The organism is Shewanella gelidii (assembly GCF_014647855.1).
Taxonomy (GTDB): Bacteria; Pseudomonadota; Gammaproteobacteria; order Enterobacterales; family Shewanellaceae; genus Shewanella; species Shewanella gelidii.
This window is the reverse complement of the sequence record NZ_BMPZ01000003.1, coordinates 474312-497972: the sequence shown is the minus strand read 5'-3', so window position 1 is coordinate 497972 and position 23661 is coordinate 474312. Positions and strand designations below refer to the sequence as shown.

At 45.1% G+C, this 23661-nt stretch carries 16 protein-coding genes; 15 read left to right on the top strand and 1 reads right to left on the bottom strand.

Annotated elements, in window-relative coordinates:
* Positions 1 to 55 precede the first annotated feature (55 nt).
* The 8 genes from IEY18_RS09115 (at position 56) to IEY18_RS09080 (ending at position 9185) form a co-directional block, all read left to right on the top strand.
* Positions 56 to 514, top strand: a complete 459-nt coding sequence (locus tag IEY18_RS09115) for an NfeD family protein (RefSeq protein WP_188919964.1) — start codon at positions 56 to 58, stop codon at positions 512 to 514.
* A gap of 24 nt (positions 515 to 538) precedes the next feature.
* Positions 539 to 1465, top strand: coding sequence for an SPFH domain-containing protein (locus IEY18_RS09110; RefSeq protein WP_188919963.1), 927 nt, complete (start codon positions 539 to 541; stop codon positions 1463 to 1465).
* On the top strand, positions 1462 to 2403 hold the full coding sequence (locus tag IEY18_RS09105; protein WP_188919961.1) for an SPFH domain-containing protein: 942 nt from the start codon (positions 1462 to 1464) through the stop codon (positions 2401 to 2403). The genes IEY18_RS09110 and IEY18_RS09105 overlap by 4 nt, the downstream gene beginning before the upstream one ends.
* Positions 2404 to 3069: 666 nt before the next feature.
* A complete protein-coding gene (locus IEY18_RS09100) occupies positions 3070 to 3276 on the top strand; it encodes a hypothetical protein (protein ID WP_188919960.1) in 207 nt (68 codons plus the stop codon).
* Between the two features lie 151 nt (positions 3277 to 3427).
* Positions 3428 to 5599, top strand: a complete 2172-nt coding sequence (gene uvrD / locus IEY18_RS09095; protein WP_188919958.1) for a DNA helicase II — start codon at positions 3428 to 3430, stop codon at positions 5597 to 5599.
* Between the two features lie 104 nt (positions 5600 to 5703).
* Complete coding sequence (gene ubiA / locus IEY18_RS09090) at positions 5704 to 6564, top strand: 4-hydroxybenzoate octaprenyltransferase (protein WP_188919955.1); 861 nt, start codon at positions 5704 to 5706, stop codon at positions 6562 to 6564.
* Positions 6565 to 6858: 294 nt separating this feature from the next.
* Positions 6859 to 8691: a sensor domain-containing diguanylate cyclase gene (locus tag IEY18_RS09085; protein ID WP_188919953.1), complete on the top strand. Its 1833-nt coding sequence runs from the start codon at positions 6859 to 6861 to the stop codon at positions 8689 to 8691.
* A gap of 233 nt (positions 8692 to 8924) precedes the next feature.
* Positions 8925 to 9185, top strand: a complete 261-nt coding sequence (locus IEY18_RS09080; protein ID WP_188919951.1) for a hypothetical protein — start codon at positions 8925 to 8927, stop codon at positions 9183 to 9185.
* 152 nt (positions 9186 to 9337) lie between these two features.
* On the opposite strand, the gene nadC is transcribed toward IEY18_RS09080, so the two are convergent.
* Positions 9338 to 10198, bottom strand: a complete 861-nt coding sequence (gene nadC / locus IEY18_RS09075) for a carboxylating nicotinate-nucleotide diphosphorylase (protein WP_188919950.1) — start codon at positions 10196 to 10198, stop codon at positions 9338 to 9340.
* Positions 10199 to 10534: 336 nt separating this feature from the next.
* Here nadC and ampD point away from each other — a divergent pair, with 336 nt between their 5' ends.
* The 7 genes from ampD to IEY18_RS09040 all read left to right on the top strand — a co-directional run bounded on the left by ampD (position 10535) and on the right by IEY18_RS09040 (position 23555).
* Positions 10535 to 11080 (top strand): 1,6-anhydro-N-acetylmuramyl-L-alanine amidase AmpD, encoded by a 546-nt coding sequence (gene ampD / locus IEY18_RS09070; RefSeq protein ID WP_188919948.1) that lies wholly within the window; start codon positions 10535 to 10537, stop codon positions 11078 to 11080.
* A gap of 30 nt (positions 11081 to 11110) precedes the next feature.
* Positions 11111 to 11962 carry a beta-lactamase regulator AmpE gene (gene ampE, locus IEY18_RS09065; RefSeq protein WP_188919947.1) on the top strand — a complete coding sequence of 284 codons (852 nt, stop codon included), beginning with the start codon at positions 11111 to 11113 and terminating at the stop codon, positions 11960 to 11962.
* 193 nt (positions 11963 to 12155) lie between these two features.
* Positions 12156 to 12908: a pyruvate dehydrogenase complex transcriptional repressor PdhR gene (gene pdhR / locus IEY18_RS09060; protein ID WP_188919945.1), complete on the top strand. Its 753-nt coding sequence runs from the start codon at positions 12156 to 12158 to the stop codon at positions 12906 to 12908.
* A 63-nt stretch (positions 12909 to 12971) separates the two neighbouring features.
* Positions 12972 to 15638, top strand: a complete 2667-nt coding sequence (gene aceE / locus IEY18_RS09055) for a pyruvate dehydrogenase (acetyl-transferring), homodimeric type (protein WP_188919944.1) — start codon at positions 12972 to 12974, stop codon at positions 15636 to 15638.
* Between the two features lie 12 nt (positions 15639 to 15650).
* Complete coding sequence (gene aceF, locus IEY18_RS09050; protein ID WP_188919943.1) at positions 15651 to 17315, top strand: dihydrolipoyllysine-residue acetyltransferase; 1665 nt, start codon at positions 15651 to 15653, stop codon at positions 17313 to 17315.
* 196 nt (positions 17316 to 17511) lie between these two features.
* Positions 17512 to 18939, top strand: coding sequence for a dihydrolipoyl dehydrogenase (gene lpdA, locus IEY18_RS09045; protein ID WP_188919941.1), 1428 nt, complete (start codon positions 17512 to 17514; stop codon positions 18937 to 18939).
* A 200-nt stretch (positions 18940 to 19139) separates the two neighbouring features.
* A complete protein-coding gene (locus IEY18_RS09040) occupies positions 19140 to 23555 on the top strand; it encodes an EAL domain-containing protein (protein ID WP_229779797.1) in 4416 nt (1471 codons plus the stop codon).
* The last annotated feature ends 106 nt before the right edge of the window (positions 23556 to 23661 follow it).

Below are 23661 nucleotides of genomic sequence, written 5' to 3'. Positions count from 1 at the left end.
GCCGAGAATAGCTGTTATATTAGGGACAAGTTAGCCATGCATGCTAGGAGGCAATATGGCATTTTCAAATCCAATTGTGATTTGGTTAGTTGTGGGTGTTGTGATGATGCTTGCTGAATTGGTAATTCCTGGTGGGATTATCATTTTATTAGGGGGAGCTGCGGTTATTGTTTCTGGCGCACTTGCTCTTGATATTGTAGAAGGCGTGGTACAAGCGCTGACACTTTGGTTTATTGCTTCTATTGCACTCGTGATGAGTTTCCGCCAGGTAACACAAAAGCTGGTGGGCGGAGATTCGCACGTTGGTAACACTGATGAAGAACTCGATCTTTTCAATCAAACCGCTCTCGTTAAACAAACCATTGGGCCGGGGCAACAAGCTGGCAGAATCGAGTTTCAAGGGACGGATTGGACTGCGATTGGAGATGGCAGTGAAATTGTTGCTGGAAGCCAAGTCAGAGTGATTTGTCGGGAAAATATCGCTTTGGTTGTTGAACCCATTTCTGATTGTTAATTCTACTTTTTAAGGAAGGACTCTATGTTGCTATTTACTATAGCATTTCTAATTTTCTTGTTTATTTTATATAAACTGCTTTTGATTGTTCCTATGCGTGAAGTGAATGTGATTGAGCGTTTAGGTAAATTTCGCACAGTGTTGCAACCAGGGTTTCATTTTCTGATCCCATTTTTTGACCGTGTTGCTTATCGCCATGACACCCGCGAAGAGGTGCTAGATGTACCACCACAAAGCTGTATCTCTAAAGATAATACCCAGCTTGAAGTGGACGGACTGGTGTATCTAAAAGTCATGGATGGTCGTCTCGCAAGTTATGGAATTGAAAATTACCGTAAAGCTGCAGTGAACCTCGCTCAAACCACAATGCGATCAGAAATTGGTAAATTAAGCCTAAGTCAGACATTTTCTGAGCGTGATAGCCTCAATGAATCGATTGTGCGTGAAATCGACAAAGCCTCTGATCCTTGGGGAATTAAAGTGCTGCGTTATGAAATTAAGAACATTACGCCTTCACGTCACGTGATTCATACGCTTGAAAAGCAGATGGAAGCTGAGCGTAGTAAGCGAGCTGAAATTACCTTAGCCAATGCCGAGAAAGCCGCCATGATTAATATGTCGGAAGGTGAGCGTCAAGAAGCGATTAACCTCTCTGAAGGTGAAAAGCGGAAACGGATTAATGAAGCGCAGGGTACCGCACAGGAAATTGCTATTATTGCCCGAGCAAAAGCAGAAGGCATGCTGCTTGTTTCTGGCGCGCTGTCAAAAGAAGGGGGGCATGCGGCAATGAACATGCAGCTGAAAGAGCAGTTCATTAAGCAAGTTGGTGGCATCCTTGAGAATTCGGATGTTTCGGTTGTGCCAGCTGAAATGGCTAAGCTCGAAGGCTTCTTTGAAGGGATGGAGCAGGTTACAAGTGCAGTGAAAGCACCACAAGGAGGTCGCGCATGATTAGTATCGCAGGCGTCGTTATTTCATTAGATCTTATCGTCATGGCAATTTGGGGAATTATCTTTGCCATTTTTATCATCAAGCTGTTTCAGTCCATTCGCTTGGTACCAACCAAATCTGCCTACATTGTTGAGCGTCTAGGAAAGTATAAATCAACGCTGGATGCTGGGTTTCATGCGCTTATCCCCTTTATCGATAAAGTTGCATATATCCATGATCTTAAAGAAGAGACCATTGATGTACCGCCACAAGAATGTTTTTCCAGTGACGAAGTCAATGTCGAGGTGGATGGCGTTATCTATATCTCAGTCGTTGATCCAGTCAAGGCCAGTTATGGTGTGACAGATTATCGTTACGCGGCCATTCAATTAGCGCAAACGACAACGCGTTCAGTAATTGGAACGCTGGATTTAGATCGCACGTTCGAAGAGCGAGATTTGATAAGCGCGAAAGTGGTTGAAGTTCTGGATCAAGCCGGTCTCACTTGGGGGATTCGCGTCCACCGTTATGAGATTAAGAACATCACACCACCGGAAACGGTGAAAAATGCCATGGAAATGCAGGTCAACGCAGAGCGCGAACGCCGCGCATTACTCGCCAAGAGTGAAGGGGACAAGCAAAGTAAAATTAATCGCTCTGAAGGTTATAAAACAGAGATGATTAACCTCTCTCAAGGTGAAATGCAGCGGCGCATTAATGAAGCTGAAGGTAAAGCGGAAGAGATCCTGACTATTGCGAAGGCTACCGCGGAGTCCATCGAGCGCATCGCAGAGGTGATTGCTAAACCGGGCGGTGAAAATGTAGTTCGGTTGCAGCTTGGTGAGCAATATCTAAAACAGCTAGACGGTTTGGCTGAAGGTTCAAAGGTTGTATTACCTGGAAATATGGTCGACTTTGATCATTGGATGGATAGTATTGGGCTGCAGGAGAAAAAATAGCTTGTTGTGACCCAATACGTTTAAAAATCTAGTTATAAAATAGGCCCTCCTTACGAGGGCTATTTTTTTGGCTTAGCGCCACTGTTTCATGGAGAGCACAATATTTTGAATTCGTTTTTATTCCCTGCCGGATAAAAAAAGAGTGAAACCCGTGTAAAAATACCGTGGTGTTTTCTAAGAATCCGGATCTTTAGGTGAAAGCTATGCCAAATGACATCGCATGTTGTTGAGCATGGTCACACTAATTTCTTTGTTAATTCTTGATTTTTAAAACGATCACGATCACTTTGCGTTGGCGTGTTTTGTGATCAGGTCAAAGCAAAATTGCTTGAATGTGAAGTTAATGGCTGTTTTTTGAACGTTTTATAAAAACCGCAAAACATTAGTGTTTTTGCATGGAAAAAATTGAGATCTAGAGCGTGCAAATAATCTAATTAATCGGATCTGGACGATTTACAGGCTTCTCGAATAGGTCTAGCCTGAAATCACATTAGTTATTCCTTTAAATTAAGAGATGACTAAATCAGGGTGTAACTGACTGACTTATATTGAATTGTAGATTCAAAAAAAGGAGTTGTTTAGCTTACATCCTTTCAAAGCTGAGGTTGAAAATGAATTGTTAATATCCTTTGCTTGTGACAAGCATGGGAACGAGAGGTGAGTATTATGATCAAGCGAGTAACTTTATTAGTAGGTTTGGCAATCTGGTTAAAACTAGCAGTATCCCCTGTGATTATGGGTGCGCTTGTTGGTACCGCGTTAGGGGTTGTGCTTGAAGATATTAGTCATCATCTCATTTTTGGATTGAGCCTTGTTGGCCTCATTGTTGGGGTGCTTTGGGCTGAATGGAATCGTTTAAAAAGAGTCTATTAACCGACCTGTTCCTCAACACATTACATCGATTTAGATTCGTGGTTTGCCGGAGTTCTTAAGCTCCGGCATTTTCATGCTTGCCTACTAATTTACTCGCCTTTCTTGGACGCCTTTTTGCTATACTGCCTGCTCGATTTTTTTGGAGGCAAGAATGGACGTATCGACTTTATTAGATGGCTTAAATGACAAGCAACGAGAAGCCGTTGGTGCGCCGCAATCGAGTATGTTAGTGCTTGCGGGAGCCGGTAGTGGCAAAACCCGAGTTCTCACCCATCGAATTGCGTGGCTAATGCAGGTCGAACAACAAAGTCCTTATTCTATTTTAGCCGTGACGTTTACCAATAAAGCCGCAGCTGAAATGCGAGAGCGAGTTGAAAAAGTCGTGGGTAGCAATATGGGGCGCATGTGGATTGGTACTTTTCATGGCTTAGCCCACCGGTTGCTTCGTACCCATTACCAAGACGCAAATTTGCCGCAAAATTTCCAGATTATTGACTCCGATGATCAATTGCGGCTGATTAAACGCATTCTAAAAAGCCTCAATTTGGATGATAAGCAATATCCACCGAAACAAGCACAGGCTTATATCAATGGCAAAAAAGATCAAGGGTTACGTCCGAAGCACATAGAGAGTCATGGGTTCCCGATTGAGCAAACCCTCAGGCAAATTTACCAGGTTTACCAAGATGCCTGCGATCGCGCAGGCCTGGTTGATTTTGCCGAAATCCTACTGCGTGCCCATGAACTTTGGCTCAATAAACCCCATGTTCTGGAGCATTATCAAGACCGTTTCAAGCACATACTGGTTGATGAGTTTCAAGATACCAACGCAATACAATATGCGTGGATTAGAGTGCTTGCGGGTCAAAGCGCAAACGTGATGATTGTCGGTGATGATGATCAGTCTATCTATGGTTGGCGTGGTGCTCAAGTAGAAAACCTGCACCGCTTCTTAAAAGATTTCCCGGGATCAACCACGGTTCGATTAGAACAAAACTATCGTTCGACAGGCAATATTCTCAAAGCATCTAATGATTTAATCGCCAATAATAGCGGACGCATGGGTAAAGATCTTTGGACCGATGACAAAGATGGTGAACCCATTGCCGTGTATTGTGCCTTTAACGAAATGGACGAAGCACGGTTTATTGTGGGGCGAATTAACGAGTGGCATGACAAGGGCGGAAGTCTCAGTGATTGCGCCATTCTGTATCGCTCTAATGCACAATCGCGAGTACTGGAAGAGGCGTTGTTGCATAAAGGTTTGGCTTATCGGATTTATGGCGGCCTTCGCTTTTTCGAACGTCAAGAGATTAAAGATGCAATGGCGTACATGAGGTTGATTGCGAATCGAGATGATGACGCAGCGTTTGAGCGTATTGTGAATACGCCGGCTCGTGGCATTGGCGGTCGCACGCTGGAAATATTACGCAGTACAGCAAAGCAGCAAGAGATGACGTTATGGCAAGCGTGTTTGCGGTTACTGGAAGAGAAAGTACTGAGTGGCCGAGCCGCGAACGCAGTGCGTGGTTTTATGGATTTGATTGTGGGAATGCGAGAAGACACAGAGTCCCAACTTTTGTACCGCATGACAGATCAAGTCATTGTTCAATCCGGTTTAAAGGCGATGTATGAAGCGGAAAAAGGAGAGAAGGCACAAGCGCGAATTGAGAACTTGGAAGAACTCGTTACCGCAGCACGCAGTTTCGAAATCCCCGAAGAGCTAGAAGATATGGGCGAGTTGAATGCCTTCTTGTCCCATGCGGCGCTAGAAGCTGGAGAAGGTCAAGCAGATGCGTTTACTGATGCGGTGCAACTCATGACCTTACATTCCGCAAAAGGACTTGAGTTTCCTATGGTCTTTATGGCTGGCGTCGAAGAAGGGATTTTCCCAAGTAAAATGGCACTGGAAGAAGGCGATCGGCTCGATGAAGAACGTCGATTGTGCTATGTGGGTATGACGCGTGCGATGGAGAAACTATATATTACCTATGCTGAGTCTCGGCGTATTTATGGCCGTGAAGACTATGCACGTCCATCTCGGTTTATTAAAGAAATTCCCGAACAGTATGTAGATGAAATTCGCATGAAGGCAAAGGTGACTACACCGAGTTTTTCTCGTGGTTTTGCCAGCCAACCTTCTGCAGCCAGTATCAATCAAACGGGCTTTCAAGTTAGGCAAAGAGTGAAACACCCGAAGTTTGGCGAAGGTGTGGTTACTAACCATGAAGGTGCCGGTGCACAGGCAAGAGTTCAAGTAAATTTTGATGATTTCGGAAGTAAATGGTTGGTTGTGACCTATGCGCGATTACAGTCGGTTTAAAATCAATTGTGAGCTTGCGCAAGATTAAACTTGAATAGTTTTAGACCTCAGTCATAATGCTGAAAGATGGATAGGATTTACCGGGTTCAGGAGCAGCTAATATAGTGAATTTGAAGGAAAAAATAGACGTTTACAAACGTCTCACTCGCTTAGACCGTCCGATTGGGACTTTGCTACTCTTGTGGCCCTGTATGATGGCACTGGTTCTTGCCGCTGGTGGCATGCCTGACATCAAAGTCCTTGTTATTTTCGTCATTGGTGTGGTGGTGATGCGTGCATGTGGCTGTGTTATCAACGACTATGCCGATCGCAATTTAGATGCGCATGTTGAGCGCACGAAATCTAGGCCTTTAGCGGCAGGAGAAATATCCTCTAAAGAGGCATTAGCCTTATTTGTGGTCATGGGGCTGTTTGCTTTTGGGCTAGTTTTGATGTTGAACCCACTCGTGGTTCAGTTGTCATTTGTGGGGATTGCGCTCACCGTTATTTATCCGTTTACCAAGCGCTTTACCAATATGCCTCAGATGTTTTTGGGGATCGTTTGGAGCTGGTCGATTCCGATGGCATATGCAGCACAAACAGGAACTGTCCCGGCAGAAGCTTGGTGGCTGTTTGCTGCAAATTGGTTCTGGACGGTTGCTTACGACACCATGTATGCCATGGTTGATCGCGAAGATGACCTCAAAATCGGCATTAAGTCGACCGCTATTTTGTTTGGCCGATACGACCGTCATATGATCGCTTTGTTTCAATTTGCAGCACTGATGTGCTTTGTTATTGCGGGCTTAGTCGCAGAGCGAGGGATGCTCTACGCCTTTGGCATCATTGCGTTTTTAGGCTTTATTTTATATCAACAAATGCTGATCTCTGGGCGAGAGCGCGCGCCATGTTTTCAGGCCTTTTTAAACAATAACTGGGCTGGATTGGTACTCTTTATTACCTTGTCGATTGATTATGTGATTTAGTTGGTTGCTCACCTGATTGTTATTTGTTTTTTAAGGAGCTGTCGATGTGCAGCTTCTTTTCATTTCGGTCTAGCCAAAACTTCCCTAGTACTTTCAATGCTTATCGTGATTCGCAGCTTCACGCGGCGCTGTTGAAATAATGCATATAACTTGTTGAATCTTAAGTCGGCGCATATACTGAACAGCACATTCGTACGACGTGCTGTATGTGGTGTTGATGTTGACGTTAATCAACACGGCATGCATTTAAAAGTCTCGCTATTCAGGTCCGGCTTCACGCCAGGGAGCGCATTGATGGTGCGGAAACAACTACTTATTCTTTGGGTTGGTTTTCTCTGTTTGCTGAGTTTCGAACTTCATGCCAACCAGCAAACAAGAGTGATCCCGACCTATCTTGTTGCCGCGAAAAATTACCAGCTTAAAGACTTCACGTTGGCTTATCTGAAAGATCCAAGTAAACAGCTCGGTATTCACGACGTTGCGAGTGATCAAGCCAATTGGGGGCTCATTGCATCTCGTTTTATTGTTCCCAAAGCAGACGTGAACCATTGGTTTGCAATTAACTTGGTCAATGACACCCCTGTTAACTTAAAGCGATTCGTGCGTTTTGACGAAGCGTATATGAGCCAAGCAAATATATTCTATAAAAGGGAGGGGACTTGGCATTCCGAGCAAAGTGGCCTTTCGCAACCTTTAGAGAATCGCTCGCTCAGAAGTCGTTTGCCGAGCTTTGTAATTGATTTAGCACCGTATGAAACGAGAACCGTGTATTTACAAATGTACTCGGACTACTACTTGTTAACGATGGGGATAGTGATTGAACAGGCGGAGGCATTTCTCTCGAGTGAAAAGCGCTACACCGCGGGCTACTTTTTCTATTTTGGTGCGGCATTATCTCTGATCCTATACAACATGTGTCTGTTTCTATCGTTGCGGGAAAAGTTGTATGCATTTTATGTATTACATGGTTTGAGCTTTCTTGTTTTTGCATTTATTTATAGTGGCTTCGACTTACATGTGCACTCTAGCGAGTCGTTTAGATATATGCTGAATACTTCGCCAGCCTTGGCTTTAGGTTTTTTCACGCTGTTTACACGAGAATTACTGAAAACGAAAAAGAATGTGCCGGTTGCCGATTTAATGCTGCAAGTGCTTGTGGGGTTGTTCTTTGCTGCAGCCGTGGCAATTGCGATAGATATTCATCATTACTACTGGCTTATCGTGCTCGGTGTTCCGAGTACTTCCTTGCTATTAGCCGTGGGGATCTATTGTTATAAGCAGCGACTACAGTTTTCCGGAATTTATGTGTTTGGGGTTAGCTGGTACATTTTGGGCGTGTTTTTAATTGCTGGGGTTAATATTGGGTTTATTCCCTATGGCATGATTAGTCGCTATGGCTACCTAGCAGGATCGCTGGTTGAACTCAGCGTACTTTCTTTTGCACTCGCATACCGAATCAAACTGCTGCAGTCAGAAACATTAGCGTATCAGCAGCAAATTTTAACCAATGAACAGAAAGCTACTCAGCGATTGGAGCAACAAGTTCGAGAGCGTACATTGGCGTTGGAGAAAGCGAATCAACAGTTAGAGCAGCAAAATCGAATTGATGGCCTTACAGGGTTATTTAACCGTGCATATTTTGATGGGGCGTTAGCGACAGAATGGCTGCGGGCAAAAAGAGAGCAGCAACCTTTGTGTTTGATTATGTGCGATATTGATCATTTTAAAGATTTCAATGATCACTACGGTCACCAGCAAGGCGATGTATGTATTCAAGAAGTCGCTAAGAGTCTGCAGCAGTTTTGCTTACGCCCAAGTGATATATGTGCACGCTATGGTGGCGAAGAGTTTATTATCATTCTGCCAAATACCAGCCTCAAAAGTGGAGGTCAAATCGCGGAACGTATTCGACAACATATTTTGGAAAAAAGGATAGAAGATCAATCACCACAACAAGTCGTGACGCTGAGTTCGGGTGTTGTGGCTCTGATTCCTGATGCTGAGCGTCAGCCGCAATACCTGATACAACTTGCAGATAAAGCGCTCTATGAAAGCAAGCATCAGGGACGCAATCGAGTGACTCTTGTGGACCAGAATGAAGTATTTTCGGTGTTTGAGTTAAGGTAACGCATTGCATGTTAGCCGAGGCGAACACTCAAGCGGAGTTAACGTCATATACTGAGAACTTGCTGTCAATTCACCCTGTTGATATAGTGCTATGCGACTTACCTTTAGCTGTATGGCATTGATAAGTAAATAAAGTTATGTAACATATTATTCGAGCATTACACCATCTTGGTGAAGATTTTGAAGTTAACCAGCGACATATACGAGTCAATTTCCCATGGGTTCTCGGGCATTTGGATATTAAATTCGATTATGCTAAGAATCAATGGGTTTACCAATATCGGCAAATCAGGGATGTTTTGCTTGTGTTCATGTTGTTTGCCTACGCCGCAGTAACATTTAGTGAACATCACTTTGTCATACCTATGCTGATGTTGGCATTTGCGCTGACCAAAGTCATGACGAGTGTATTGAAGGAAATCCGAGTGATGGCGATTAAACAGCAGGTGAGCGCCGCGAAAACCTCATTGGCAAGTTCATTTACTGACACTTAGTTTTTATCCGCGAGGTTGTCTATTGACTCGAATCGATAGCTGATGGCTCTAGTCGATAGCTGATGGCTCCAATAGGTGCAATTGAAAAAGCCAGGGCTGACCATGCAACCCTGGCTTTGTATATTTCAACAAATACAGCTTTCGGTGACGAACTAACGCTTCATTCGTAATGATAAGTCCAGTGCTCGAATGTGTTTGGTTAAAGCGCCAACGGAAATGTAGTCAACCCCCGTTTTCGCATATTCGGCTAAGGTATCTAGCGTTACATTGCCTGAAACTTCTAATTTCGCGCCTTTATTTGCGGCTTGATATTGATGGTTAAGCTCCACTGCATCAACCATCATGGTGATATCAAAGTTATCCAGCATAATAATGTCAGCACCGGCATCGAGCGCGAGTGTTAGCTCTTTAAGTGACTCGACTTCAACTTCAACTGGTTTGTCTGCGTGCAATTGATTGGCTTTTGCCACAGCTTGTTCAATGCTGCCGCAAGCCATGATGTGGTTTTCTTTAATTAAAAACGCATCAAAAAGGCCAATGCGATGGTTTTTACCGCCGCCACAGGTGACGGCATACTTTTGCGCAGTGCGTAGCCCCGGAATCGTCTTACGGGTATCAAGCAGTTTGGTATGGGTGCCAGCTAAGCGATCGACATACAGCTTGGTCAAGGAGGCGACGCCACTGAGCATTTGAATAAAGTTCATTGCGGTGCGCTCACCAGTTAAGATCGTGCGCGCAGGGCCAGAGAGCTCACAGAGGACTTGGTTTGGCACCACAAGGTCACCATCATCCACGTGCCAATGCAGTGCAACTTCTCCACCGAGTTGGTTAAAAACCTGCTCCGCCCAAGCTTTACCGCAGAAGACGCCTTCTTCTCGGGTAATTAAACTTGCTTCTGCATATTTGTCTTGCTCAATGAGCTGGGCTGTGATGTCACCCGAGATTGCATCTAAGTGGCCTAAATCTTCATCGAGAGCCACTTTCACCATCAGACGAATATCATTTTCTAACATATTTGTTTCCTTGCACCCGAGTCAAACACGGCTAAAACGGTGATTTCCAAACCCCACGTGCGAATCCGATTCAATGGATCTTGGCAGATTCATTGAACGTCGTGATAAAGATTGAGTATTTGGATAATAGTATCCATTATTGTAACTGCTTCAAGGTTGATATTTGAAGTGATTTAGCGTTAATGGCCGATGTAATCATCTGGCGAAGGTTTTTCTTCGTTGAAATTGCAGGCTTACGTGGTCTTGAAATCTGCCACTTATTTTACTGGGCAGAAAACACCGCCTTGAATTCGCGTAAACAGGACTATTCCTGAATTGAGTATGTAGAGGTCAGTATTGAAATTTGAATTTGACCAAGGTTGGCTTAGGCCGTGTCGACACGAGCCTTCGCCGCATAAAAATGACCGGCCTAATGCTGAAGTGAGCTTGTTGGTGATCCACAATATTAGCTTGCCTGCTGGTTGTTTTGGTGGCGAGCATATTGATGCTCTTTTTAAGGGCTGCATTGATGCGGATGCGCACCCCAGTTTTCAGGAACTTGTGGGGCTAGAGGTCTCCGCGCATTTTTTGATCCGTCGTGATGGTCAAGTGACTCAGTATGTGAGTTGTGATGATCGAGCCTGGCACGCGGGCGTTTCTGAATTTCAGGGGCGTCAGCAGTGCAATGACTTCTCTATCGGGATTGAACTTGAGGGAGCCGATGATATTGACTATACATGTCAACAGTATTCACAACTCCAAAGATTAACGCTTGCCTTGTTAGAACAATATCCTATGCTCGATAGCAACCGAATTGTCGGACACAGTGATATTGCACCGGGTAGAAAAACCGATCCGGGCCTGAGTTTTGATTGGCCTCGGTATCTAAAGTCATTGGCTTAAGTGACCGTTTAAACAAAAAGTGAGGATGTCATGGCGCTGTTTTCTCTATTAATTGCCATTTTGGTCGAGCGATTAAAATTGCTGCCACAAAGTTGGCAGTTCGATAGCTTGATGTCTCACTACCACCCTTTGTTGTTCGGTGATAAACAATTACAGTCTGGTTTGATGATGCTAATTGCGATGTCGCTGCCTACTGTCGGTGCGGTCGTTTTATTGTGGGTCATTGAGGGTTGGCTATGGGGAGGGGTAACTCTTTTTGTGTGGCTGTTCACCGCAATCCTTTGTTTTTGTCATCAGCAACAGCGGCAAGCGTTTAAAGCATATATACAGGCGGCGTGTCGAGGTGATGTGCAAGCTTGCTATCATTTTGCGAATGAATTAGATAGCTCGATCTGTATTGATTCGACTTCAGAAGACGAGCTAGGGGAGTTAGCCGGTAAAAGTGCGGCGTGGATTAATTATCGGTTTTATGGGGCTGTTGCCCTGTACTTGATGGCGTTAGGCCCTGTAGGAATTGTGTTTTACTGTACGGTGCGTTTTTATGCCGAATATGCCCAAAGAAAAGAAATTGAACTGCCATTGGTTAAATCTGTTTTGCATATCTTAGATTGGATCCCGAGCCGAATAGTCTCATTTGGCTATGTTTTGAGCGGTGAGTTTGCCCCAGCATTGACGGTATGGCGTAAAAAGGTGCTGTCGGTCACGCTGCCAGCGCGCGAGTTGGTGATTGATGTAGCCGTTTCTGCGGAGGATTTACCTGAGGTTTCTTCTGCGCCAGTTTGTTTGCGGCCAACATTAGCACTTTTGCAGTTAAGTAAAAGAAATTTCATGTTACTTGTTACGTCCCTGTCTTTACTCACAATTTTTGGAGTAGTAAGTTAGAGGTTGTTGATTTTGTATGCAGGCTATTAACTTTTGTTAATTGGTCTGACCCCTTTACAGCTATTTTCCGCTATGCTCAATTGCGTGCCGTGCAATGACTTAGATCACAAGCTAGACATTAAAAGTGTGATTTGATAAAGTGCCTTCACTTTCATAATTGGTAAGACCAATTGACAACGGAGCTGGGGGCCACATGGCTTATAGCAAAATCAACCAACCAAAAATTTCTGATGTCATCATGGCGCAGCTTGAGCAAATGATCCTTGAAGGGAGTTTGCAGCCAGGACAAAAGCTCCCACCAGAGCGCGAATTAGCAATTCAATTTGAAGTCTCGCGCCCCTCTTTACGTGAAGCGATCCAAAAGCTTGAAGCGAAAGGTCTACTAATGCGCCGCCAAGGTGGTGGCACTTATGTAAAAGAACAACTTTGGCAAACCCTTGCCGATCCGATTGTTGAACTAATGAATAGTGACTCTGAAAGTCAATATGACTTATTGGAGTTTCGTCATGCGACTGAAGGCATGATGGCCTATTTTGCCGCCTTACGGGGAACCGATGCCGATATGCAAAATATCGAGCGGATGATCGCCGAGGTGGAAGCGGCCGATGATGTAGATACCAAAGCCGCTGCAATTGTACGTTTTTACCGTGCCGTTGCAGAAGCTTCCCACAATGTAGCCATGCTGCATTTGGTATTAAGTCTGACGCCGGTATTGCAGCAAAATATTGCTCAAAACCTAGAGCTTTTGACCCGCCGTGAAGAAGCCTCTAAAAAAGCGAATGCTCACCGCCATGCGTTACTCGCAGCGATTGTGCGTCGTGATCCTGAAGCAGCAAGAGAAGCCTCGAATGAACATTTAAGTTACATCGAGGAAGTGATGTTGTCTGTAAGGGAAGAAGACAGTCGACTGCAGCGTAGCCTGCGTCGTTTAAAGAGTGGCGTTTAATACCGATTTGGATTATAGCCGTACCAATCATTAATTAATTTGTATAGAGATAAGGACAGTGTCATGTCTGAAGATATCCTACAAGATTTAGACCCATTAGAAACTCAGGAATGGGTCGATGCCCTTCAAGCCGTCTTAGAACAAGAAGGCCCTGAGCGTGCGCATTACATTCTAGAAAAGCTCATTGATAAAGCTCGTCGCAATGGTACTCACCTACCTTACAACGCGACCACGGCCTATTTAAACACCATTCCAGCAGGCCAAGAGCCACACATGCCTGGCGATTTGGAAATGGAGCGCAGAATTCGAGCGATTATTCGCTGGAATGCGTTGGCCATTGTGCTTCGCGGTTCAAAGAAAGATCTTGAACTTGGCGGTCATATTTCAAGCTTCTCTTCAAGTGCGACCATTTATGACGTGTGTTTCAACCACTTTTTCCGTGCGCCAAACGAAAAAGATGGCGGTGATTTGGTTTACTTCCAAGGGCATATTGCTCCAGGGATTTACGCCCGTTCTTTCCTTGAAGGTCGTATCACTGAAGACCAAATGGCAAACTTCCGTCAAGAAGTTGATGGCAAGGGCCTATCTTCGTACCCACACCCTAAGTTAATGCCTGATTACTGGCAGTTCCCTACGGTTTCTATGGGTCTAGGTCCAATCCAAGCGATTTATCAAGCACGTTACCTGAAATACTTGACTGACCGTGGCTTAAAAGATTGTTCAGAGCAAACCGTATACTGTTTCCTTGGTGATGGTGAGTGTGACGAGCCAGAAGCACTTGGTGCAATCAGTCTTGCTGCTCGTGAAGAGCTCGATAATCTTGTCTTCATTGTTAACTGTAACCTACAGCGTCTTGATGGCCCTGTTCGTGGTAACGGTAAAATTATCCAAGAGCTTGAAGGCGATTTCCGCGGCGCAGGTTGGGAAGTTGTTAAAGTTGTTTGGGGTCGTTACTGGGATGCGCTACTTGCACAGGATACAACGGGTAAACTGCTCCAGCTGATGGAAGAAACCGTTGATGGCGAATACCAAAACTGTAAAGCCAAAGGTGGCGCTTATACACGTAAGCATTTCTTTGGTAAGTACCCTGAAACTGCTGCGATGGTTGCCAATATGTCTGACGATGACATCTGGCGTCTAAATCGTGGTGGTCACGATCCAATCAAAATGTACGCGGCGCTTGATCGAGCGAAAAACACCAAAGGTCGTCCAACCGTGATTCTCGCTAAAACAGTGAAAGGCTACGGTCTTGGTGAGGCAGGTGAAGGTAAGAACATCGCGCACAACGTCAAGAAGATGGGCGTCGAATCTCTACGTTACTTCCGTGACCGCTTCAATATCCCTGTATCTGATGAGCAGCTAGAAGATATTCCTTTCTACCATCCGGGCCCAGATTCAGAAGAAGTGAAGTATATGATGAGCCGTCGCGAAGCATTGCATGGTTGCATGCCTGCACGTCGCGAAAAGTTCTCCAAAGAGCTAAAAGTGCCAGAGCTAAAAGCATTTGATGCGGTTCTGAAGGGCTCTAACGGTCGTGAGATTTCATCAACCATGGCATTTGGGCGTGTTCTCAATGTACTGATTAAAGATAAGAATATTGGTAAGAGTATTGTGCCAATTATTCCTGATGAAGCACGTACTTTTGGTCTTGAAGGTTTGTTCCGTCAAGTGGGCATATATGCGCACGAAGGCCAAAAATATGAACCACAAGATTCGGATCAAGTTGCTTATTATCGTGAAGATAAATCAGGACAGGTCCTTCAAGAAGGGATCAATGAGCTTGGTGCGATGTCTTCATGGGTTGCAGCTGCAACGAGTTATTCTGTGAATGATACGCCAACTATTCCATTCTACATTTACTACTCTATGTTTGGTTTCCAACGGATTGGTGACATGGCATGGGCTGCTGGCGATATGCGAGCTCGTGGCTTTATGGTGGGTGGAACGGCTGGTCGAACGACGCTAAATGGTGAAGGTCTACAGCACCAAGATGGCCATAGCTTGATCCTTGCGAACACGATTCCGAACTGTATTAGTTATGACCCAACTTATGGTTACGAGATCGCGGTGATTGTGCAAGACGGTGTGCGCCGTATGTATGGCGAAGATCAAGAAGATGTCTTCTACTATCTAACAGCGATGAATGAAACCTATGAACAACCTGCAATGCCGGAAGGTGTTGAAGAGGGTATTGTTAAAGGTATTTATAAGTTTGAAAGTGCTGCAGGTTCTGGTACAGGCAAAGTACAGCTACTCGGTAGTGGTACCATTCTTGAGCAAGTCCGTAAAGCGGCGCAAGCCCTTGCGAAAGACTTTGGTGTTAGCGCTGATGTTTATAGCGTGACCAGCTTCAATGAGTTGACCCGTGACGGTCAAGAAGCGGAGCGTTGGAACATGCTGCATCCGACTGAAACACCGAAGACTGCTTATGTGACTGAAGTGCTCGCTGATGATGCACCAGTAATTGCCGCAACCGATTACATGAAACTATATGCAGACCAAATCCGCGCGTTCATACCAACGGATTACAAGGTGTTGGGGACCGATGGTTTTGGTCGCTCTGATAGCCGCGACAACTTACGTCACCACTTTGAAGTGGATGCCAAGTTTATCGTGGTTGCAGCATTGAAGTCGCTCGTTGAGCGTGAAGAGCTACCTGTTGAAGTCTTGTCAAAAGCGATCGAAGAGTACGGTATCGACGTTGACAAAAACAGCCCACTATTTGCGTAAAAGGGAATCAAAATGGCTGAATTAAAAGAAGTTTTGGTCCCTGATATCGGTGGGGATGAAGTACAAGTTATCGAAATTTGTGTGGCTGTAGGTGATGCACTAGAAGCTGAAGAGTCCATTATTACTGTTGAAAGTGATAAAGCGACCATGGATATCCCGGCACCATTTGCGGGAAAGCTTGCTGAGTTGAAAGTCGCGGTTGGTGATACCATCGCCGAGGGGCATCTCATTGCCATGATGTCTGCTGAATCAGCGGCTGCAGCACCTGAAGAGACTGCTCCAGCTCCAGCGGCTCAAGCACCTGCTCCTGCTGCAGAACCCGCTGCGCCAGTGGTTGAAGCGGCTCCGGTAGCTGCAGAGCCAACGGTACAAGTGATCGAAGTTGCAGTGCCAGATATTGGCGACGCAAGTGATGTTGATGTCATTGAAGTTTTGGTTGCTGCCGGCGAAGAAATCGAAGCCGATGCGGGCCTGATTACTCTGGAAACTGACAAAGCGACGATGGAAGTGCCAGCCCCTGAAGCCGGCGTTATTCAATCTGTTGCAGTGAGTGTCGGTGATAAAGTTTCTCAAGGTTCATTAGTCCTTACTCTTGAAGTCACATCTTCTGCACCTGCACCTGCACCTGCACCTGCACCTGCACCTGCACCTGCACCTGCACCGAGCGCACCAGCGCCAAGTGCTCCGGCACCAGCCCCTGTTGCTAGCAAGCCTCCAGTGCCACACCATCCAAGCGCGGGTAAGCAGCCAACAACGGGTGTTGTCCATGCATCGCCAGCCGTTCGCCGTTTGGCGAGAGAGTTTGGCGTGGATCTGACTTTGGTGAAAGGTACGGGTCGTAAAGATCGTATCGTGAAGGAAGATGTTCAAGCATACGTGAAGTATGAGTTATCTCGCCCGAAAGTGTCAGCTGCAGCAGCTGGTGAAGGTGGATTACAGGTTATTGATGCGCCGAAAGTTGACTTCAGTAAGTTTGGTGAAGTTGAAGAAGTGCCATTGAGCCGTATTCAAAAGATTTCTGGACCTAATTTGCATCGCAACTGGGTGACGATCCCACATGTGACGCAGTTTGATGAAGCGGACATTACCGAGCTTGAAGCTTTCCGTAAGCAACAGAATGAAGTTGCAGCGAAGAAAAAGGCTGATTACAAAATCACACCTCTCGTCTTCATGATGAAAGCGGTTGCTAAAACTTTGGCTGAATTCCCGGTCTTTAATTCAAGCTTAAGCGCTGATGGTGAATCGCTGATTCAGAAGAAGTACTTCCATATTGGTGTCGCGGTTGATACGCCGAATGGACTGATGGTTCCGGTTGTTCGTGACGTTGACAAAAAAGGCATTGTTGAGCTCTCGCGCGAACTCATGGATATTTCTGTTCGTGCCCGTGATGGCAAGTTGAAAGCGGTTGATATGCAAGGTAGCTGTTTTACCATTTCAAGCCTTGGCGGCATTGGTGGTACGGCTTTCACTCCGATTGTGAACTATCCTGATGTAGCGATTCTCGGTGTTTCTAAATCAGAGATTAAACCGAAGTGGAACGGTAAGGATTTCGAACCTAAGCTGATGTTACCTCTATCACTATCATATGATCATCGTGTCATTGATGGTGCAATGGCAGCTCGCTTTAGTGTCACCTTATCTAGCATTCTATCCGATATCCGCACCATGATTTTGTAGTTGAAAATGGCTGCTCTTCATGGGCAGCCATTTTTATCACGGTCAGATCTCTAAGTTAGACGATATGTTATTGTGATCTGTGTCAAACACAGGTTAAAATGCGGCCAAACTAGGGGACGTCAAATTTCTTTAGCTGGCGACATTCTGAGCTAAACATAGTCTTGTTTTAGCTCCATAAAAAGAATTAGAGGAAAACATGAGTAACGAAATCAAAACTCAGGTAGTGGTATTAGGTGCAGGTCCTGCTGGTTACTCTGCAGCATTTCGCGCAGCGGATCTCGGTTTGGATACTGTGATTGTTGAGCGCTTTAGTACTTTGGGTGGTGTTTGTCTTAATGTAGGTTGTATCCCTTCTAAAGCTCTATTGCACGTAGCTAAAGTGATTGAAGAAGCAAAAACAGTTGCTGACCATGGCGTTGTTTTTGGTGAGCCAAAAATTGATTTAGATAAACTACGTAGCTTCAAAGAGAAAGTGATTGGCCAATTGACTGGCGGATTAGGCGGCATGTCTAAAATGCGTAAAGTTGATGTGGTAAACGGCTACGGTAAATTTACAGGGCCAAATACAATTGAAGTTGCAGGTGAAGACGGTGTCAAAACCGTTCACTTTGAGCATGCTATTATTGCTGCTGGCTCACGTCCAATCCAGTTACCATTTATTCCGCATGAAGACCCACGTATTTGGGATTCAACTGACGCTCTAGAACTCAAAGAAGTGCCTGGCAAGTTGTTGGTGATGGGTGGCGGCATTATTGGTCTAGAAATGGGGACTGTATATTCGTCGCTCGGTAGCGAAATTGACGTGGTTGAAATGTTCGATCAAGTCATTCCTGCGGCTGATAAAGATGTGGTTCGCATCTTCACCAAGCAAGTGAAGAAGAAGTTCAATCTGATCCTAGAAACCAAAGTGACCGCTGTTGAAGCGAAAGAAGATGGTATTTACGTATCGATGGAAGGCAAGAAGGCGCCTGCTGAGCCGGTTCGTTACGATGCTGTGCTTGTTGCGATTGGACGGACACCAAATGGTAAGTCGATCGATGCTGAAAAGGCGGGTGTAAATATCGATGAGCGCGGTTTCATCAATGTTGATAAACAAATGCGTACCAACGTGCAAAATATCTTTGCGATTGGTGACATTGTGGGTCAGCCAATGTTGGCGCACAAAGGTGTGCATGAAGGTCATGTCGCTGCGGAAGTGATTTCAGGCATGAAGCATTACTTTGATCCAAAAGTGATCCCTTCAATCGCCTATACAGATCCAGAAGTTGCTTGGGTTGGCTTAACGGAAAAAGAAGCGAAAGAGCAGGATATTGCTTATGAAACTGCAACTTTCCCTTGGGCGGCAAGTGGCCGTGCAATTGCTTCAGATGCAAGCGAAGGAATGACCAAACTTATCTTTGATAAAGAATCTCATCGCGTTATCGGTGGTGCGATTGTTGGTGTGAATGGTGGCGAGCTATTGGGTGAAATCGGGCTTGCGATTGAGATGGGTTGTGATGCTGAGGATTTAGCATTGACAATTCATGCGCACCCAACACTTCATGAGTCTGTTGGTTTAGCTGCGGAGATCTATGAAGGCTCTATTACTGATCTGCCAAATCCAAAGGCTAAAAAGAAAAAGTAATCTTGCAAGCTGAGATATACTCAGTCGAAGAGATAGACAAAATGCAGAAAAGGTGCTCAATTTGAGCACCTTTTTTATTTGGGAAATGCCAAGTTAGTCATGCAAGTTTTGTATGAACTGATATCTTTAAAGCAGGGGAATCATTGGTCGTATCTATGGGTCGAGTTGCAAGATTTTTTCATTTTTTCATTTTGTTATGCATGGTGTGGCTCTGCGCTGCAGCTTCAGCAGACGATATTGTAAAAAGGGTCTTCACGCTCAAAGATGGGCTGGGCAACACGACCATCAATGACATCAGTTTTGATACGCTTGGCTTTGTTTGGGTCGCGACAGAGCAAGGCCTATACCGAGTCAGTAACGAGAAAATCCGTCGCGTAGATAAAGTGGGTTCAAAAGCACTTGTGAGTGATGACTATATTACTCACGTGATTAACATTGATAAAGAAAACTTACTTATTGGCAGTTACACAAACCTTTATCTCTACAACATCTATTCCAATACTTTTACTGAATTTGGTACTCCTGAACTTTTCCCTCATTTTCAAGCTTCTGGGCTCGCCGATCACGCACGCTTAGATGCTGATACGTTACTGCTCCTGAGTTACAGTGGCGAACTACAAGCGCTATCCATCAAAGATAAAACCCTAACCGATCTCGCAACATTAATACCTCAAACCGGCCAAAATTTCGATACCATGCAGTTACTGAGCAATGGTCATCTTCTGATTGCGAATGAAGCCCATATTGAATTGCGACAGTTAAATGGTGCACTTATCCAAGCAGTGCCATGGCAAGCTGAATTTGGTCATGTGAAACAGGTCTATCAGGATTCACTTCTGCGCGTCTGGGTTACTTCAAGTGAAGGTCTATTCCAAATTGCGACGGATAACTGGGAGGTTCAACGAATTGAGGAGTTACCTTTCTATCTGTCTACAATTCAAGAGGATGACGAACATAACTTATGGTTAGCGGGGCGATCTGGGTTATTGCATTGGTCGCCACAGACGCGTGTTCTCAATTCATACCAACAAACATTAAAACAGCGTGCAGACATAGAATATGTGACCGATATTAGTATCACTGCAGAAGGTTTAGTTTGGGTTGGCGGCGCCGGTGATGGGATCGCTGTATTAACCTTGCCACCCGATTTTTTATTGGCAACTATGGATAACCTGCCGCCCTACTATATCGGTAATGAAGTTGTTTGGAGTATTTACGCAGAAGAAAATGATGTGTGGCTAGGGACCGATGGCGGAGTCGTTAAGGTGGATCAAGCGCTACGGCGCTCACAGCCAGTCATCATTGCAGATCTAGAGCTGAACGATAGCGTTTATAAAATTGACCCGTTAGATGATGAGCACCTGCTGATTTCGACGACCAATGGCTTGTATGTGATTCACAAGAAGAATAGCAAGTCACAACGCTTTTCGAGTTGGGCTGGGGGGCAAAGCTCTTTAGAGTTGCAAGCGATATACAACAGTTATCAAGATCCAATGATTGAAGGGCGCATCTGGTTTGCAACCTACGATCAATTATTTTACTGGCAGCCGGGCATGCTGGCACCACAACTTATGCAGACCTACAGAGTTGATGGGAGTAACAAGCCTTTGAACATTAACTCAATGTTTAGAGATAGCTCGGGAACATTTTGGGTAGCAGGTGAATTCCTGTTTGGACATATACAAGAAGATGGGGCGTTTTACGCGCAACCCTTGTCGAATGCCCTCAACGGCAAACTTGCAACCATTAGCCAAATCATTGAGCCCAAACCGGGCAAGCTCTGGTTGGGGACGGGTCAGCAGGGCGTGGTTGAGTTTGATATTGCTTCGGATGAATTTCGTGAGGTTCGAGGTCAATGGAATGAAGAATGTGGTGCCATCTACTTTTTTGAAAGGACGCCAACCTATACGTTGATCGGTTGCGATAGCAGTATTGTTCGGCTCGATGAGGACACAGGTGGTGTGATTGTGGTTTCGCAAGCCGATGGTCTCATCGGGAATGAGCTGAATGAAGGCGCTGTATATTACGCCCCCGAAAAAGGTTTATATGTGGGGACTCCCGATGGCGCCATGCTTCTTGACATGCATACGTTAACTAATCGTATTCCAAGTCGTGGCATCGTATTAGAGTCTATTGCGGTTTACTTTGAACATGATACCGATGTATATCTCGTTCCTGAAAGGCTAAAGCGGGTCGCGCCCGATGCCAAGATGATCAGCTTTCAGTTATCTAACTTTGATTATTTAAATGATGCACCTTTAAAACTCAAATATCGAATTCGCCGGCCAGGTGACTCAAGTGAGATGAAGTATTTAGCATTAGAGGGACAATCTCAGGTTAATTTCTCCGGCTTGACCGCGGGCCACTATACCCTTGACGTGCTGAGTTTGCGCCATGGTGTATGGCAAACAGAGCCGTTTTCATTCCCTTTTCAAGTTGATCAACACTGGTGGCAAAGCCGACTATTTAAGTTGATGGTTATCCTGTGGGTGATCGGTGTCATTTATATGGTTGCATGGAATCGCAAGCGCCGAGTCACACGATTTCAGCGAATAAACACGGCGCTAACGGAAAGTGATCAGCGATTGAGACAATCACTCAAAGGGAGCGACTCTGATCTGTGGGAATGGGATCGTCAAACCGACGTATTACAGCTGGATAATCGCAGCGGGGTTTTGGAAACTCCAAATGACAAAATCATTTCAACCCTAGATGCTCTCCCCATCCACCCAAGTGACCGAGAGCGGGTGAATCAAGCTTGGCAAAAGCTGATTCAAGGGGAAGTCGACCGATTTGATGAAGAGTATCGCTTTCGTATTGAAGGGCTAGACTGGCGCTGGCTTCGGGTGAAAGGAAGTCCAGTTGATGTGCATCCAAAAACGGGAACATTTCAGCGTGTGGCAGGGATTTATAGTGATGTCACAGTGCAGCGCACTTTAGAAAGCGAAGTGAGCCTATTGGCGCAAGCCTTTGGCAACACCACGGAAGGGGTGCTTATTTTAGATGCGAATGAGCGAATTCAAGTGGCCAATGCCGCAGCTGAAAAGATTCTTGGTCTGGATAAAGAACAACTTAAACAGCACTTTTTCTCAGAGCTGGTGTGCAAAGGGCATGTGAGTTCCGATGAAGTGATGCAGCTATTATCTGGTAAAGATTCGTGGACGGGTGAACAATCAGTATTGTGCCAGAAAACGTTTGAACCTTGTCCTGTTTGGCTCAATATTTCAGTTATGCGCGGTCATCGCAATAAGCTAAAAAATTATGTGGTGGTATTTTCTGATATTACTGAGCGTAAGGTGCATGAAGCAAATCTACGACGTCTTGCCAATCATGATGTGCTGACCGGGTTGATCAATCGCTCTGCTTTTAGCGAGCACTTGAAGCTGTCAATTCATGAAGCTCAAGAATCCCATCAGAAATTGGCTCTTTTATTCTTGGACTTAGACAGGTTTAAACATGTAAATGACTCCTTTGGTCATGGCATGGGGGATGCGCTTTTGATGGAGGCCTCTGCTCGATTACAGCATTGTATTGGGCATGAACAGGCTTTGTGCCGGTTTGGTGGAGATGAGTTTGTGATTTTGGCCAATCATGCCGATGATTTGGATAAAATAAACCATTTAGCAGAGCGAATATTGGCGCAATTTCTCGAGCCGTTTGAGCTCTTTGGTCGCGAATTTCATATTTCAACAAGTATCGGAATTAGTATTTTTCCTGATGATGCAAGAAGCTCTGAGGGGCTCATCAAAAACGCCGACTTGGCCATGTATCATGCAAAAGATGAAGGTCGCGGAAACTTCCAATATTACTCATCTGAACGCAATGAAGAAGCTTTGTATCATTTACGATTAGAAGCAGATTTACGCAAAGCCATCGAACGAAATGAATTTGAGCTGCATTATCAACCGCAAATTGATATTGAGCAGGGTGAAACCTTGGTCGGTATGGAAGCACTGATTCGTTGGAAGCATCCAATTGATGGTTATATTCGCCCTGATATATTCATCGGTGTTGCAGAGGGCTGCGGCTTGATATTAGAAATCGAGCATTGGGTACTGCAGCAAGCTTGTCGTCAAGGTGCGCTCTGGTCTCAACGCACTCAACAAGCGTTTAAACTCTCAATTAATATCTCTGCGGTTCATTTTAGGCAGGCCAATTTCGTGGCAGATATACAGCAGGTGTTGGAAGCGACGCAGATGCCGAAGCAGATGCTTTGTTTAGAAATTACAGAAGGCGTGTTGATGAAAGAGTTGCATGTTGCCCGATCTCATCTAAAAGCGCTAAAGCAGCTTGGCATCTCGGTAGCGATCGATGATTTTGGCACTGGCTATTCGTCCCTTGCTTATTTGAGTCAGTTTGAAGTTGATACATTGAAGATTGATCGTTCGTTTTTAATTAATCTAGCCCATAGCGCTACTGATCAGGCGATAGTCAGCAGTATTATTGAGTTGGCTCGACACCTGAAAATGGATGTTGTTGCGGAAGGTGTGGAAACACAAGAACAGTTGGAACAAGTTTTTGAGCGCGGTTGCTCTGTGATACAAGGATATTATTTCTCCAAACCATTACCACACGTAGCAATGCAGCAATATATGGAACAAAAGCTCGATTACTGACCACTAATGTAGATTTTTTGTTAGAATGCGCAGCAACTTGGCGCATTCAAATAAAATGAACTGGCAATGATACGAGCACTTCTTTTTACTCTTTTCTTAGGTTTCC

What these genes read in the sequence shown, in the direction of transcription:
- IEY18_RS09115 (WP_188919964.1), top strand. Translation starts at nt 56, where the DNA reads ATGGCATTTTCAAATCCAATTGTGATTTGGTTAGTTGTGGGTGTTGTG.
- IEY18_RS09110 (WP_188919963.1), top strand. Translation starts at nt 539, where the DNA reads ATGTTGCTATTTACTATAGCATTTCTAATTTTCTTGTTTATTTTATAT.
- IEY18_RS09105 (WP_188919961.1), top strand. Translation starts at nt 1,462, where the DNA reads ATGATTAGTATCGCAGGCGTCGTTATTTCATTAGATCTTATCGTCATG.
- IEY18_RS09100 (WP_188919960.1), top strand. Translation starts at nt 3,070, where the DNA reads ATGATCAAGCGAGTAACTTTATTAGTAGGTTTGGCAATCTGGTTAAAA.
- uvrD (WP_188919958.1), top strand. Translation starts at nt 3,428, where the DNA reads ATGGACGTATCGACTTTATTAGATGGCTTAAATGACAAGCAACGAGAA.
- IEY18_RS09085 (WP_188919953.1), top strand. Translation starts at nt 6,859, where the DNA reads ATGGTGCGGAAACAACTACTTATTCTTTGGGTTGGTTTTCTCTGTTTG.
- nadC (WP_188919950.1), bottom strand. Translation starts at nt 10,198, where the DNA reads ATGTTAGAAAATGATATTCGTCTGATGGTGAAAGTGGCTCTCGATGAA.
- ampE (WP_188919947.1), top strand. Translation starts at nt 11,111, where the DNA reads ATGGCGCTGTTTTCTCTATTAATTGCCATTTTGGTCGAGCGATTAAAA.
- pdhR (WP_188919945.1), top strand. Translation starts at nt 12,156, where the DNA reads ATGGCTTATAGCAAAATCAACCAACCAAAAATTTCTGATGTCATCATG.
- aceE (WP_188919944.1), top strand. Translation starts at nt 12,972, where the DNA reads ATGTCTGAAGATATCCTACAAGATTTAGACCCATTAGAAACTCAGGAA.
- aceF (WP_188919943.1), top strand. Translation starts at nt 15,651, where the DNA reads ATGGCTGAATTAAAAGAAGTTTTGGTCCCTGATATCGGTGGGGATGAA.
- lpdA (WP_188919941.1), top strand. Translation starts at nt 17,512, where the DNA reads ATGAGTAACGAAATCAAAACTCAGGTAGTGGTATTAGGTGCAGGTCCT.
- IEY18_RS09040 (WP_229779797.1), top strand. Translation starts at nt 19,140, where the DNA reads ATGGTGTGGCTCTGCGCTGCAGCTTCAGCAGACGATATTGTAAAAAGG.